Genomic DNA, 14,816 nt, shown 5'->3' on the forward strand with positions numbered 1-14,816 from the left:
GGCGGCTTCCCGGCGCCCTGGGGAGCTACTTCTCCAGCGACGGGGGCCGTACGGCCTGCAGAGCGAGGGACGGTTCGTCCACGAGTTGGATGCCGCGCTCGTCCAGGGCCTTCTTGATGCGCCAGCGCAGCTCCCGCTCCACCGGCAGGTTCTTCTCGGGCATCGTCTTGACCGACACCCGCAGCACCATGGACTCCAGCGTCACCTCGTCCAGGCCGAGCACCTGGACGGGCTCCCACAGGATCTCGTCCCAGGGCCGCTGCTTGCCCATCTCCTCGCCCGCCGCGACGACGACGTCCCGTACCGCGTCCAAGTCCTCGTCGGCGCGTACCCGGACGTCGAGCGAGGCCATGGACCAGCCCTGGCTGAGGTTGCCGATGCGCTTGATCTCGCCGTTGCGGATGTACCAGATCTCGCCGTCGTCGCCGCGCAGCTGCGTCACCCGCAGACCGATCTCCAGGACGACACCGGACGCCTCTCCCGCGTCCACCCGGTCGCCGACCCCGTACTGGTCCTCCAGGAGCATGAACATACCCGCCAGTACGTCCTTGACCAGGTCGCGGGCGCCGAAGCCCAGTGCTACGCCCGCGACACCGGCGCTGGCCAGCAGCGGCGCGAGGTTGATCCCGAGTCCGGAGAGCACCGTCATCGCGGCAGTGCCCATGATCACGAACGAGGCCACGCTGCGCAGGATGGAGCCGATCGCCTGGGACCGCTGTCTGCGGCGCTCGCCGCTCACCAGGAGTCCGCGCAGGGCGTTGCCGCTGTCGGCGATCTCGGCCCTGCGGTTCATCCGCGTTATCAGCTGGGTGATCGCGCGCCGGATCAGATAGCGCAGCACGACCGCGACGACGCAGACGAAGACGATCCGCAGGCCCGTGGCGAGCCAGTCCGACCAGTTCTCCTGGACCCATCCGGCGGCTTCGCCCGCGCTGTCCTGGGCGTCCTCCAGGGACCGCGGCGGCTGGGGGCCGTCGGGCGTAGGGGATGCGCTGAGCAGCCAGTACACAGGTTGACCTTCCGTGCGAGACACATCCGCAAGGCACCCGTACGAATGCCAGGACCACACTAACGGCGCAAGGGCTTCACATTTGATGCCTTGGAGCAGTATGAGGCCAGGTGTTCGAGTGAGATCGCTGATCCACGGGGGAGGTAGCCGGTGTGGTCCAAAACACGCTCAGCTCGTTGCCCGGTCGTGGTGGCGAAGTCACCAGGGCACGGGACACACTGAGGGGAGATCGTCACGGCGCGAGCCACGCGCCGCCGACGTACAAGGAGGCACCGTGCCGCATGTCCTGGTCCTCAACGCGTCGTACGAGCCGCTCGGCGTCGTACCGCTTCGCCGCGCGCTCGTACTCGTCCTCAACGGGAAGGCGATCAGCCTGGAGGACTCCGGCGCCCTGATGCACAGCGCGACCCATGTCATACCCGCCCCCAGCGTCGTCCGCCTCAAGCGGTTCGTGAGGGTGCCCTTTCGGGGCAGCGTCCCCCTCACCCGCCGCGCCCTGTTCGCCAGGGACGGCGGCCGATGCGCCTACTGCGGTGGCGTCGCAACCAGCGTCGACCATGTGATCCCGCGCAGCCGCGGAGGGGCGCACGCCTGGGAGAACGTGGTGGCGGCCTGCCGCCGCTGCAACCATGTGAAAGCCGACCGCCATGTCGCCGAGCTGGGCTGGCGGTTGCGCCACCAACCCGCCCCGCCCTCCGGCCTCGCCTGGCGCATCATCGGCACGGGGCATAGGGATCCGCGCTGGCTGCCCTATCTGCAGCCATACGGCGCGGACGATGATCTCGCCCGGATCGACGGCAGAACCCCTGTCTGAGACCCGGGCTTTGTTATGCCCGCACGCTCTGTCGCGCCCGCGCGCTCGCTGTGACGCCTGTGCGGCAACCCGTGACGGTCCCGCTCCGTGACGGTCCCGCCCCCGTGGGGGTGCCGCCCGGCGGCGCCCCCGCTGCCGCTCCGGGGAGCTGCTGGGCGGGGAGCTACCGGGCGCCCGAGCCGCCGTCGCGGTCGCCGTCGCCATCCCGCCGGGCGTGCTTGGCCCGGCCCGCGCTGTCCACGCCGTAGATCTCCACCGACCACAGCGAGATCCCGAAGCGTGTCGCCCGCTTGTCGCCGACCACCCGCACATAGCGGGTGTCCCTGGGGGCGTCCATCCGGACCGACTCCTTGCCGCCCTCGCCGTCCCGCACCGTGGCCGCGGTGCGCCAGCGCTTGCCGTCGGGGGAGACCTGCACGCGGTAGTGCGAGGGGTAGGCGTCCTGCCAGCGCAGCACGACCTGCCCCACCCGTGCCGGTTCGCCCAGCTTCAGCTGCACCCACTCGCCGTCCTCGGCGGGCGAGGACCACCGTGTGCCGCGCTTGCCGTCGGCCACCGCGGCCGCGGGGAAGTCCTTGGTCTCGTCCCCGGAGGACGTCACCTGTGCGTGCCGGGCCAGATCCGGTCCGGACGTGCGCGGGTAGGCCCGTACGGTGAGCGTGACCCGCTCGCCGCCGAACGAGACGGGGATGCGGTAACTGCCCGCCTTGACCGAGCTGTCGGCGCTGATGCGCAGCGGCACCTCGGTGGTGCTGCCCCGCCGCACGGTGGTGCGCAGCGGTGTCCGCACGGTGAAGCCCTTGGGTGCCTTCGCGGTGACCCTGCCGCGTACGTCGGTGGGCCGGTTCCCGCCCAGCCGCGCCGTGGCCCGGGCGGTACCGCCGCCGATCTCCGCGTCCACGGTCGTACGGGGCAGCGACAGCGAGGCCGCCGGGGTGTCGGCGTACCAGGGCGTGATCTCGTGGACGACCGGCGGTTTCGTCTGCTCGCTCCACACCAGCCGCAGCGCGTCCGCCTCCGCGGCGCCGTGCCGACCGGCGGTCAGCTGCGTCCAGCCGGTCTGCGAGAGGGCCCCCAGCCGCTGCCACCCCTTGCCGGGCAGATGCGCCTCGACCGCGCCCCGGGTGCCCGAGTGCGGGCCGGTCAGCACCGTGACGGCGCGCAGCGGGCGCGGCTTGGGCAGTCGTACGGTCAGTCCTCCGGCAGTGCGCTCGTGGTGCCCGTCGTCGCCCTTCTTCGCGGCACCGGCCGCACCGGCTGTGTCGGTGGTCGCACCGGCTGTGTCGGCGGCGGACGGCGGGACGAGCATGGGCGGGCGCTCGGGCGCGAAGGTGTCGGCGGCCGGGCTCGTCGCCGCCCGGTAGGAGGTGCTCGGGTCGCCGTCCGCCGCCGAGGAGAGCGGGTGGTGCGGGGCGCCCTGCGGGCCGCCGCTCACCGGGAGCTGCCGGCCGCGCCCGTCCTGCGGCCGGGCCTTCGGCCCGTCCCCGGATCCGGGCCTGTCCTTGGACCCGGTCCTGTCCTTGGACCTGGGACCCGGACCGGGCGGCTGGGCCCCCGTCCAGCCGTCGGACAGGTCGAGCGCCTTGTCCGTGAAGTCGGCCAGCACGCCCTTGCCGACCGTCACCTCGCTCTTGGTGCTCTCGGCGCGCAGCCGCCGCGCCTCCAACTGCGCCTTCCAGGCGGCGGCCCCGTCACCGCGCGACTGCGCGACCAGCATGTCGACCGACGCCTCGCCCGCGGCGCCGAGCCGCGACAGTTGGGTCAGCCACGGTTCGACCTCCTTGCCGAGCCCGTCCGGCACCTTGGAGGGGGCCGTACGCATCGTTGTGAAGGCGCTGCGCAGCTCGTCGGCCGCCTCGTCGAGCTCGGAGCCGTCACCGTGCTCGTAGGCCTTCCAGAAGGCGTCCAGCAGCGGACGCACATACGCCGACTCGTCGCTGCCGAGCACCGAGGAGGCGTCGTTGCCGGCCAGCGCGTGCACGGCGGCCCGGGTGCCCGACGCGCTGCCGCGCCCCCCGGCCAGGTCGTCGATGGCGGCCTGCCAGGACTCCTTGGGGCGGTAGCCGCGCGGGTTCCAGGCGTAGTCGGCGGCCGTGAACAGCGGAATGCGGGAAGCAGTCGGCTGCTTCATCGCGTTGGTCAGCAGCGCGGCGGAGCCGGTCGCGACGGCGGGCTCGCGGCCGCGGTAGGGGCCGAGGAAGATCCGGTCGGACGCGAAGTCGTTGACCGGGTAGTTGTCCATCGTCACCAGGCGGTGGCGGGGGAACGCGTCACGGGCGCGGGCCAGTTCGGCGCCGGTGATGGTGCGGGGCACCACCCCTACTCCGCTCCAGCCGATCTCCACCCGGTCGTCCAGCTTCTCGGCGAGCGCGGCCCGGTACTCCGTACGGCCCTTCTGGTAGAACTCCGTCGGCACCACGGACAGCGGGGCCGCGTCCGGATGGCGCCGGGCCAGGTGCTCGGCGACCGCGTTGGCGAGCTCCGCCTGGGCGCGTGCCGCCGCCCGGGGGCCGGTGCCGTAGGTGTCCGCGTCCTTGTCGCAGTGCCATTCGCTGTAGCTGACGTCCTCGAAACGAAGCTGGAAGGCGCGCACTCCCAGGGCCCGCATCGCGTCGAGCTTGCGCAGCAGCGCCTTGCGGTCGTCCGGCGCGGAGAAGCACAGCCCCTGGCCGGGCGAGACCGCCCAGCCGAGGGTGACGTGGTTGCGCTCGGCCCGCTCGGCCAACTCGCGGAAGTCGGCGCGCTGCGCGGCCGGGTACGGGTCGCGCCAGCGGGACGCCTGGCGGTACGGGTCGTCGCCCGGTGCGTACAGATAGCGGTTCTGCTTCGTACGGCCCAGGAAGTCCAGCTGGGAGAGGCGTTCCTGGTGCGTCCAGGGCTGGCCGTAGAAGCCCTCTGTCGTACCGCGGACGGAGGCGGTCGGCCAGTCGCGGACCGCGACGCCGGGGAAGCCGCGCCGGCCGTCCCGCTGCGTGGCGAGCTGTCGCAGCGTCTGCGCGGCGTGGAACAGCCCGTCCCCGTCCGTCCCTTCGAGCGCCACGGTCTCGTACCCGCCCGCCTGTCCGGAGGCCAGGCGGTAGCCGCCCGCGGGCAGGTCGCCGCGCGCGGGGGCGCGCAGCTCACGCAGCGCGGGGCCGGCCGACTCGGTGCCGACCCGCACGACGAGGCCCCGCAGATGTCCGCTTCGGCCGGGACGCGACTCGTGCACCGTGCGCACGCCGGCCTCGCGCAGTGTTTCGCGGACGACCCGCAGGGCGTACTCGTCCGCGTTCTCGTCGGCGATCAGTGTGGCCTCGGAACCCGCCGGGACGAACTCGCCCTGGGCGCGCATCGACTGGGGGCGCGGCCAGACCGGGGGCAGCCCGTCGTGTGAGCTCTCGTCGTCCGGGCTGCCGGCGGCCGGGCCGTCCGGGGTGGCCGGGGGGGCGGCCTGTGCGGGTACGCCACCGAGGAGGCCGGAGACGACCGCCGCCGTGAGCGCGGCGGCTCCCATCCGGCCCCAGCCGCCAGGCATCCCGGAGCGCGGGGGCACAACGGTGCCCGTGCCGACCCCCGGGACCGCCGGGTCGTGCTCACCGCGCGCTGTCCCCACCGCTGCCTCCCGATGTCCGACCGGAACCCCTCCGTCCAGCTTCCGTACGCCGCTGCCGCGCGCCCGTGCCGTGCGTACCGTACGTGCCGCTGTGTCTTCCGCCAGCACCATAGACACGGCGGCTCCATCCGGCGCACCGCGGGAAGCCACAGACGTGCCACAAAACGCGGTCGCCCGCGGATTCTATGGTTCAGCGGCGCGGCCGTCGCGGGCTTTGGCCGGGTGACTGCCCGGCGTCCCGGCCCGCGGGCGCCCGACCGCGGGCCGCCCGTGGAGGCGGGTCCGCAAATACTGGCGCTGGTTGACCGTTTTGTCCCTTGGTTCTCCTTTCCGGGACCCGCCCTGTCGCTGATTCGCCGTGGGAACCGACGTGAGCTGGGACACGTTCCTTCCTCGGACACGTCTGCATGCCCGTCGACTGGGTAGGGCGAGTTGTGACCGACGTTTCGTCAACGAACGGAGGCCCCCGTGGCCGCGTCCGCTGAACTCCTGATCTCCGCTCTCACCCCGCTGCCCCAACAGCGCGCACTCTCCAAACGAGGGCACGAGCCGGTAGACCTGTCCGGTGTGTCCGACCCCGACTCCGGACTCGACGGCTCGTGCTCCTGCGGCTGTGCCGACGCACCGCTCACCAGCGAGCCCCCGCTCGCCGACGCCACCCCGCTGACCAGTGAGCCCCCGCTCGCAGAGGCGCCCCTGACCAGCGAACCCACCGGGGTCGGTTACGGCACGGAGCCGGCGGAGATCTGATGGACCTCCCCCAGACTCCGTCCGGGGGGACGCTCCCCCGGACCCCGTCAGGGGGGACCCCCGTCGCGCGGCTCGCCGCGGCACACGGAGTCTCGCTCTCCTACGAGCCCGCACCGGGCCACCGGGTCCAGGTGCCCGAGGAGACGGTCGTCGCCGTGCTCGCGGCCCTGGGCGTCGACGCCTCGACGCCGCGCGCCGTCCGTGCCGCGCTGGAGCAGCACGAGTGGGACAGCCGCCGACTGCTGCCTCCCACCGTCGTGCTGCGCTCCGGCGGGCACCCCGGGCCGGCCGCCCACGCCGGCTTATCCGGCTCATCCGGTCCGTCCGGCCTGCCGGGCTGTCCGGCGCTGCCGGACGGCACCGCGCTGCGCGTCGTCACCGAGAGCGGCGAAACGCTCGACTGGGGCCCAAGGACGGCGCTGCCGCCCGGCGTCCACACCCTGCTGGCCCACGCACCCGACGAGCGCTCCGCGCACAGCACGCTCCTCGTCGCCCCCGACGTCTTTCCCGCGCCTGGGACCCGCCCCGGAGCAACACGCGCGCACGGCCTCCTGGTGCAGCTGTACTCGCTGCTGTCCACCCGCTCCTGGGGCATGGGCGACCTCGCCGATCTGAGCGAGCTCGCCGGCTGGGCGGGACGCGCGCTGGGCGCCGACTTCGTCCAGCTCAACCCGCTGCACGCCGCCGTACCGGCCGCACCGGGCGGTCGCACGGACCCCTCGCCCTACCGCCCCTCCTCCCGCCGCTTCCCCGACCCGGTGCACCTGCGCGTCGAGGAGATCCCCGAGTACGCCTACCTCGACCCGGCCCAGCGCCGTGAGGCCGGCGCCCTGCTGCAGCGCGCCGCGGCCCTGCGCGAGAAGGTGCTGCGCGGTGCCGCGCACATCGACCGGGACGCCGTCTGGGAGCTGAAGCGCGCGGCGCTGGAGCTGGTCCGCACGGTGCCGCTGAGCCCCGGGCGCCGGGCCGCCTACTGCGACTTCCTCGCCGAGCGCGGACAGGCCCTGGAGGACCACGCCACCTGGTGCGCGCTGGCCGAACTGCACGGCCCCGACTGGCGCTCCTGGCCCGCGGGCCTGGACGACCCCCGCTCGGTGCGCACGGCACGCGCGCGTGACGAGCACATGGAGCGGATCGACTTCCACAGCTGGACCGCCTGGCTCACCGACTGCCAGCTCGCCGCGGCGCAGCACACCGCCCGCGAGGCCGGCATGGCGATCGGGCTGGTGCACGACCTGGCCGTCGGTGTGCACCCCAGCGGCGCGGACGCCTGGGCGCACCAGGACATCCTCGCCCAGGGCATGACGCTCGGCGCCCCGCCCGACGAGTTCAACGCCCGCGGCCAGGACTGGGGGCTGCCGCCCTGGCGCCCCGACGCGCTGTCCCGCGAGGGGTACGCGCCCTACCGCGAGATCCTCGCCGGGCTCTTCCGGCACGCCGGCGCGCTGCGGGTCGACCATGTGATGGGCCACTCCCGGCTGTGGTGGGTGCCCGAGGGCCGCCCGCCCACCGAGGGCACCTATGTGCGGTACGACACCGAGGCCATGCACGGCGTCCTCGCCCTTGAGGCCCACCGCGCGGGTGCCGCAGTCATCGGGGAGGACCTGGGCACCGTCGAGCCGGGTGTCCGCGAGGAGCTGGCCGCCCGGCGGGTACTGGGCACCTCGGTGCTGTGGTTCGAGCGGGCCTACGGGAGCGGCGCCGCGGAGGGCGGGAAGGGCGGTGCCGCGCGCAGCGGTACCCGGGCCGCCGAGGAGGGCGCGGGCGCGGGGAGTGGGCGGCCCGCGCCGTTGCCGCCCGAGCGGTGGCGGGCCGACTGCCTGGCCACGGCGACCACCCACGACCTGCCGAGCACCGCGGCCCGGCTGACCGGTTCCCATGTCGAGCTGCGCGAGCGCCTCGGCATGCTCACCCGGAGCGCCGAGGCCGAGCGGGCCGCACAGCGGTCCGAACTCGCCGAATGGCTCGCACTGTTCGAGCGCCTCGGGATGCTGCCGGAAGGCCCGGGGGACGAGGAGGGCGAGATCAAGGCCGTCTACCGTTTCCTCGCCGCGACGCCCGCCCGGATGGTCGGTGTCTGGCTGCCGGACGCCGTGGGGGACCGGCGCGCGCAGAATGTCCCGGGCACCAGCGACGAGTACCCCAACTGGCGGCTTCCGCTGGCCGACGCCCGGGGCCGGCCCCGCGCGCTGGAGCAACTGGTGGCCTCCCCCCGCGCCCATGAGCTGTTCGCGGAGCTGCGCCGGGCCATGGGCCGCGGCGGGCCCGGGCCGACGACCCGATAAGAGCACCCCGGCGCGCGGTGCGACAACCCGTCCGATATGTTGGCTGCGTGAGCAACGAGGTCAACAAGAACGCCCTGCGCGCAGGTACGGTCACCGCTGGTGTGACGCTGATGACGCTGCTGTCGTCCCCCGCCTTCGCGCTCACCCGCGACGACGGCGACGACCCGGGCCCCGGCCTGAGCATCGCCGAGACCCTGGGGCTGTACGTCGCAGCGCCGATCGTGCTCTTCCTGCTGATCGCCGGGCTCGTCATGGTCGGCGACAGGCACAAGAAGAACAGCTGACGCCACACGGGGCGCGCTGCCGGGCCTCGGCGGGCCGGGCCATTATCGGCCGTCGAACTCCCGTGCTTTAGTACAGGGTTGTCCGCGTTGTGTGACAGCTGTGTCACACACGTTGGCTTCGTGCGGGCAGTGGGGAATCGCCCACAGCATGACGCACGAAGTACCACTGCCGCCCCGTACCGGTCTGCCCACCAGCGAGGAGCGGCTGCGCGCCGCGCTGCTGTACGCACAGAGCGACGCCGCCGCGCCGCCGACAGCGCATCCCGCGGCGCCCCATCGCGCGATGATCACGGGCCTGGCCGCGCTGGCCCTGCGCTGCTTCTCCTCCGCTCCTTCCCTGCTGGATCTGGAGCGGATCGACGTCCTGGTCCCGGATCTGGGCGAGCCCACCGGTCCCGGTGCCCGCGCGCCGCTCCCGGCGGCCTGCTCGTACACCTCCGCGCACCTGGTGCGCACCCGGATCCTGCCCGAGCCCGAGCTGATCACCGGGCTGCCGGTGGCGCCGGTGCCGCGGGCGCTGGCCGACGCGGTGGCCCAGCTGGCGGACGGCGACGAGGTGCGGCGGCTGCTGGTCGAGGCGGTGCGCGGCGGGCACTGCGAGCCGCATCCGGTGGTACGGGAGTTGACCAGAGCCCGGCTGCTGGGTCTGCCGCACGTCGCGGACGCCGTGGACAGTCTGCTGGCGGAGGGGCGGGCGCTGACCGAGGGCAGACTGTACGAGATGGTCTTCGGCCACGGCCTGCCCGACCCCTGCTGGAACGTCGAACTGCGGGTGCCCGGCGGCCCGCACCTGGGCGCCGTCGACGCCTACTGGCCCGACCAGGCCGTCGCGGTGGAGATCGACGCGCGTACCCCCCGGGCCGGTGCGGAGGCGGCCTGGGACGCGTACACCCACAAGCGGGAGGCGCTGGAGCAGCTGGGCATCACCGTCGTCCACGTCACCCCCGAGAAGCTGCGCGACTCCCTCGCCCAGCAGGCCGCGGTGGTCAGGACGGCACTGATGGCGGCCGACGAACAGGACCCCGCCGAGTATGTGGCGGTCCTGCCGCGCTGACCAGGTGCGCTCAGTGGCAGAACTCCGCCTCGAACAGGTCCCGGGTGTCGCCCGACCAGTCGCCGTTGACGTTGAAGGCGGCCGTGTGTGTGCCGTCCGCCGTGGTGTAGGCCGCCGTGGTGGAGCCATGGATGGTGCCGTCGTGGCCCCAGACCGTGACGCCGCAGGAGAGGGTGCGCTCGGTCAGCCCCAGCCCGTAGCGGTCGGTGGAGCCGGCCTTGCGGGTCGCCCGCATCTCGGCCAGCTGCCGGGGCGGCAGCAGCCGTCCGGTGACCAGAGCGCGCATGAACCGCACCAGATCGCGGCCCGAGGAGATCATCTCGCCGGAGGCCCCGGCCAGCGAGGGGTTGAGCCGGGTGACGTCCCGTACCGGTGGGTGTGCCCCGGGGACGAAGAGCGTGGAGTACTCCTTGCCGTGCTGCCCCGGGATGCGGGACGAGGTGCCCGGCAGCGCGGTGTCCTCCAGCTTCAGCGGGCGCAGGATCCGGCGCTCGATCTCTGCCGCGTAGGAGCGTCCGGTGGCCCGCTCGATGACCATGCCGGCCAGCAGGTAGTTGGTGTTGGAGTAGCTCCACCGGGTCCCCGGGGGGAACAGCGGGGGCCGGGACAGGCTGCGTTCGATCAGCTTCTCGGGGGTGTGGGAGTGCCAACGGTGCACCAGGAAGCGCGGGCTGAAGTAGGTGCGGCGCAGCGCGGGATCGGCGGCGTAGTCCGGGATGCCACTGGTGTGGCCGAGGAGTTGGCGCAGTGTGACGCTGCGATGCGGCCCGCCCACGGCCGCGCCGTACTCGCCCAGCCGCACGTCGGGCAGCCAGCGGCCCACCGGGTCGTCCAGCCGCAGCGTGCCCTCCGATTCCAGCTGCAGCAGCACGGTCGCCACGAACGGCTTGGTCAGGCTGCCGATCCGATAGCGGTCCAGGGCCAGTCTGGGGCGACCGGTGGTGTAGTCGGCGGTGCCCGCGCTGCCGCTCCAGGCTCCGGCGCCGTCCTCCACCTGTGCCAGCACTCCGGGGACGCCGTCCTGTTCGACCATGACCTCCATGGCCTCCCGGGTGCGCGCATGGCCCTGGTCGGCAGCCGCGGAGGAACTGACGGCCAGCCCGCACGCGGTCACGGTGGCGATCAGCCCGCTGAGCAGGGCACGCGACAGGTGCATGGACGGTGACTCTAGTGATCGGCCCGGCTGGTGTGCCAGACGGCGAGGACGACCAGGACGCACCCGGCGAACTGGGTCACCGTGGGTCGTTCCCCGAGGAAGACGACGCCCAGCGCCAGCGCCAGCACCGGCTGCAGCAGCAACAGCGCGGCGCTGGTGACCGGCGCCAGCCGCGCCAGTGCCGGGCCCAACAGCACCAGGGCCAGCACCTGCCCGAACAGCGACATCACCGCCAGCCAGCCCAGCGGCCCCCAGCCGGGCGCCGGGTCGACCCCCGTCCACAGTGCCCCCAGCACGCCGGAGGTGACGCCGGCGGCCAGGGTGGAGACGCACACCGGGTGGACGGTGTGCGCACCGCCGCCGCCCAGCCGGGTCAAGAACAGATAGCCCGCGAACGCCACACCTGCCGCGGCGCCGTAGAGCACCCCGGAGACCGGGCTGCTGCCGGGTTCGGGGTGGCCGATCGCCCCGCTGGCCAGTGCGACGCCCAGCAGCAGCACGGGCAGCGTGCGCCAGTAGCGTGCGCCGGGCCTGGTGCGGGTGACCACCAGGGCGAGCAGCGGGAAGACGGCGATCTGGATGTTGAGCAGCACGGTGGCGATGGACGAGCCCACGTCGTGGATGCTCTGAGCCCAGAAGACGAAGTCGACTCCCAGCAGTGCACCCGCCGTCAGGTCGAACAGTTGGGCGCGGGCCGGTCGCGGCCCCAGACGGCGGCGTTCGGCCAGTGCGACGGGCACCAGCGCGACCAGAGCCAGTACGCAGCGCAGAAAGGCGGCGGTGCCCGCGTTGACCCCGGACAGCTTCACGAACATCGCGGAGGCGGAGATGCACGCCGACGCCGCCACCGCCAGCACGACGGGGCTGCGTCCGGCCGGCCCGGCGGATCCGGCCTGCTGCGTTCCCTCCCCGGTGGTGGTCATGACAGCCACTCTGCCTGCCGTGACTCTCAAGCAAAAGCGACGATTCGTGTGCGGTACTCGTTAGCATCGCTTGTGTGTTCAGCTCCGACAGGCTCCGCGCGCTCGATGCGGTCGCCGTGCACGGCTCCCTGGCCCGCGCGGCGGTCGCCCTCCACATCACGCCCTCCGGCGTCTCCCAGCAACTGGCCAAGCTGGAGCGCGAGGCGGGCCATCAGCTGCTGGAGCCCGACGGTCGCGGCGTCCGCCTCACCCACGCCGGGCGGGTGCTGGCCGAGCACGCGGCCCGCGTCGTCGCCCAGCTGTCCGCAGCCGAGTCCGACCTGGCCGACCTCGGCGACGAGATCATCGGGCCGCTCCGGCTCGGCGGCGTCGGCAGTTCGCTGCGCGCCCTGCTGCCCGACGTGCTCGCCGCACTCACCGAGGCGCACCCCCGGCTGTGGCCGACAGTGGTGGACGGCGAGGCCGTCGACATGGTGCCGCGGTTGCTGACCGGCGAGCTGGACCTGCTGCTGATCGAGAGCTGGCACAGCCGCCCCATGCCGCTGCCCGAGGGCGTCCGGGTCAAGCCGCTGGCCGTGGAGGAGGTCCAGGTGGCGCTCCCGGCCCGGCATCCGCTGGCCGACCGGGACACGCTGGATCTGGCCGAACTGGCGGGCGCCGTCTGGTCGAGCTGCCCGGTGGGCACCGAGCCGTACGAGGCGCTGGTGCAGGCCCTGCGGGCGCGCGGCGTCGAGCCCCGGGTCCGCTACACCGTCACCGAGTACGCCACTCAACTCGCCTTCGTCGCCCGCGGGCTGACTGCCGCGCTGGTCCCCGAGATGGCCCAGACCCCCTGCCCGCCCGGCGTGCGGTTCGTGCCCGTGCGCCCGCCGCTGCACCGGGAGGTGCGGGCCGCGTGGCGCGCGGGCGGCGACAGCCCCTCGGTACGGGCCTGCCTGGCCGCGCTCACGGCCGAGGAGTGGGAGGGGCGGGCGGCCCTGGACTGAGTCGTGGGAGGGCTTGGGTCCTGGGGGCCTGGGCTTGGGGCCCAGGCGCGGGCGGCTCATGGCTTGCGCAGCAGGAGTTCGGTGTTGCGGTCGCCCTCGGCACCCTCCAGCCCCTTGCGGGCGCCCGGGGCGTTGAAGGCCAGCTCCCGGTAGAGGGCGGCCAGTCCGGTCTGCGACAGGTCGGTGAAATCCGTCCGGTGCGGCGCCGCCGACTCGATGAGAGTGGTGAACAGCGAGAGGGTGCCGTCCCTGTTGTCCACCAGCTCGATGGTGCGCGCCAGTTGCGGGTAGTCGACATGGGAGGCCGTGCTGATCTCCCAGAACGTGCCGTGCGGAGTGATCCGGTTGCGGTGGCTGTGCCCGTTGACCCACGCCACCGCGTGCGGGGTGTCCCGCAGCAGGGCCAGCAGTTCGTCGCCGCCCTCCGGGGTGGTGGTGCTGGTGTGGTGGCTGAAGACGATCGCGTACATGTCGTCGTGGTCCGCGAGCCGCCGCTCCAGCCAGCGCAGCTGCGCCGTGCCCAGCCGGCCCGCGTAGTGCCCGTCGCGCCGGGTGGTGTCCAGGCTGTAGCCCATCACGTCCTCGGCCATCCGGAAGGCGTAGTACAGCGTGCCGTCCTCGGCGTTCGCCTCGGTGTACCCGTGCCCGGCCGGGCCGTGCCCCAGCGCGTGCGGCCGGGCGAGGGTGCGCACGTACTCGCGCGGGGTGACCGGGGCGCGCCGCTGGTCCGGGGTGACGATACGCATATGCCGACGCTCGGCGCGCAGCATCTCCTTGAACTGCTCTCCCTCGGGGTCCAGCCCCCGCTCCACGGCGCGCCACAGTCGGGCGCCCTCCGCGTCGGGCAGCCGCATCAGCTTCCGGTCGCCGGTGGCGAAGTCGGCGAAGAAGCCCCGTGCGTCGGCGGCTGCGAAGCAGCCGCCCGGCAGGGCGTCGTGGTTGCCGACCGTCGCGTACCAGGGCAGCGTCAGGCCGGGACTGGTCACCTCGCGCACGGCGGCCCGCAAGAACCCCTGCAGCCGCGGAAAGCCGACGGCCTTGTCGTGGTCGCGCACGTCCGAGTCGGGCTGCCAGAAGTCCGGCAGCCCGGAGTCCTGCACCCCCTCGTACAGCCTGGGGTCGCCGGTGTCGGGGGTGATCCGCCCTCCGCTCATCACCTGCACGAACCACTCCAGCTCCGCGCGCGAGTTGTTGTCGGTGTTGTCGCCCGTGGTGACGACGCAGGAGAGCGGGGCCCCGGTGGCGGGTCCGCCGGCCAGCGCGTTGACGCGCTCCACCAGCGAGATCGCGCCGACGACCGAGAGCGACTCCTGCGGACGCCATGCGCTGGCGGTCTGGGCGCGCAGGAACTCGTAGCGCAGCGGGTGCTGCACATCGACCAGGTGCAGATCCGTGAACTGCGCGAACGCCACCAGGGGTACGGCCTTCGCCGCCCGCCGGCGCCCGGCCCCGGCCAGCTCGGTGCGTACCACCCGGCGCCAGCCGGGCCCGGTCACCAGCCGCCGGAACGGCCCGTCCCCGGAGGGCACCGCGACCCCCGAGAGGGTGGTGCCGGTGTGCGGCGGGCCGGCACCGGCCGGGTCGTGCGCCGCACGGCGGGGGCGTACGGGCGCGTCGGCGGCGGGCGCGGCGGCGGGGGACGGCGCGGACCCCGGACCGGCCACCAGCCCGAACGCCGCGGCGGCCCCCGCCGACCCGGCGAGCGTCAGTACCCGGCGACGCCCGGGACCGCCTGGTGGCAGTCGGCGCCGGGCCACGGTGGCGGCGGACTCGCCGAGGGACGCGGCACGGTGGACGGCGGCGGACGCCGCGCGGGAAGTGGTGGAGGACGCCGTGCGGGGAGCTGCGGAGGAGGCTGTGCGGGGGGCCGTGGGGGGAGCTGCGGGGGGAGCGGAGTCGGCGGGCAGAGAGCGGCTGCGACGGGACATGCGGTCTCCCGGTACGGAGGTTCACCAGGGGCGGG

At 73.8% G+C, this 14,816-nt stretch carries 11 protein-coding genes; 6 read left to right on the top strand and 5 right to left on the bottom strand.

All coding sequences use genetic code 11. The features are described 5' to 3' along the window. Positions 1–25: 25 nt before the first annotated feature. A complete protein-coding gene (locus JW613_RS09725; RefSeq protein WP_099880846.1) occupies positions 26–1,009 on the bottom strand; it encodes a mechanosensitive ion channel family protein in 984 nt (327 codons plus the stop codon). A gap of 274 nt (positions 1,010–1,283) precedes the next feature. Between JW613_RS09725 and JW613_RS09730 the strand changes: the two genes are divergently transcribed. Beyond that, positions 1,284–1,823, top strand: coding sequence for an HNH endonuclease (locus JW613_RS09730; protein WP_099880844.1), 540 nt, complete (start codon positions 1,284–1,286; stop codon positions 1,821–1,823). Positions 1,824–1,986: 163 nt separating this feature from the next. On the opposite strand, the gene JW613_RS09735 is transcribed toward JW613_RS09730, so the two are convergent. Beyond that, positions 1,987–5,316: a glycoside hydrolase family 84 protein gene (locus JW613_RS09735; protein WP_209210662.1), complete on the bottom strand. Its 3,330-nt coding sequence runs from the start codon at positions 5,314–5,316 to the stop codon at positions 1,987–1,989. A 567-nt stretch (positions 5,317–5,883) separates the two neighbouring features. On the opposite strand from JW613_RS09735, the gene JW613_RS09740 reads away from it, so the two are divergent. From JW613_RS09740 to JW613_RS09755, 4 genes are all read left to right on the top strand, one after another. Continuing rightward, positions 5,884–6,165: a hypothetical protein gene (locus JW613_RS09740; protein ID WP_099880843.1), complete on the top strand. Its 282-nt coding sequence runs from the start codon at positions 5,884–5,886 to the stop codon at positions 6,163–6,165. Continuing rightward, positions 6,165–8,450, top strand: a complete 2,286-nt coding sequence (malQ, locus tag JW613_RS09745) for a 4-alpha-glucanotransferase (protein ID WP_209210333.1) — start codon at positions 6,165–6,167, stop codon at positions 8,448–8,450. The genes JW613_RS09740 and malQ overlap by 1 nt, the downstream gene beginning before the upstream one ends. Positions 8,451–8,497: 47 nt before the next feature. Continuing rightward, positions 8,498–8,734 (top strand): hypothetical protein, encoded by a 237-nt coding sequence (locus JW613_RS09750; RefSeq protein ID WP_209210334.1) that lies wholly within the window; start codon positions 8,498–8,500, stop codon positions 8,732–8,734. Between the two features lie 148 nt (positions 8,735–8,882). Further along, positions 8,883–9,788, top strand: coding sequence for a hypothetical protein (locus tag JW613_RS09755; protein ID WP_209210335.1), 906 nt, complete (start codon positions 8,883–8,885; stop codon positions 9,786–9,788). Between the two features lie 10 nt (positions 9,789–9,798). Here the strand turns inward: JW613_RS09755 and JW613_RS09760 are convergent, their stop codons facing one another. Both JW613_RS09760 and JW613_RS09765 read right to left on the bottom strand, forming a co-directional pair. Beyond that, positions 9,799–10,944: a serine hydrolase domain-containing protein gene (locus JW613_RS09760; protein ID WP_209210336.1), complete on the bottom strand. Its 1,146-nt coding sequence runs from the start codon at positions 10,942–10,944 to the stop codon at positions 9,799–9,801. 11 nt (positions 10,945–10,955) lie between these two features. Continuing rightward, the gene (locus JW613_RS09765) at positions 10,956–11,867 is read right to left on the bottom strand and encodes a DMT family transporter (protein ID WP_245225307.1); all 912 of its coding nucleotides are present in this window, start codon (positions 11,865–11,867) and stop codon (positions 10,956–10,958) included. A 74-nt stretch (positions 11,868–11,941) separates the two neighbouring features. Between JW613_RS09765 and JW613_RS09770 the strand changes: the two genes are divergently transcribed. After that, positions 11,942–12,853: a LysR family transcriptional regulator gene (locus JW613_RS09770; RefSeq protein WP_209210338.1), complete on the top strand. Its 912-nt coding sequence runs from the start codon at positions 11,942–11,944 to the stop codon at positions 12,851–12,853. 56 nt (positions 12,854–12,909) lie between these two features. Here the strand turns inward: JW613_RS09770 and JW613_RS09775 are convergent, their stop codons facing one another. After that, positions 12,910–14,781 (bottom strand): TIGR03767 family metallophosphoesterase, encoded by a 1,872-nt coding sequence (locus JW613_RS09775; protein WP_209210339.1) that lies wholly within the window; start codon positions 14,779–14,781, stop codon positions 12,910–12,912. Positions 14,782–14,816 lie beyond the last annotated feature (35 nt).

The organism is Streptomyces smyrnaeus (assembly GCF_017676345.1).
Lineage (GTDB): Bacteria > Actinomycetota > Actinomycetes > Streptomycetales > Streptomycetaceae > Streptomyces > Streptomyces smyrnaeus.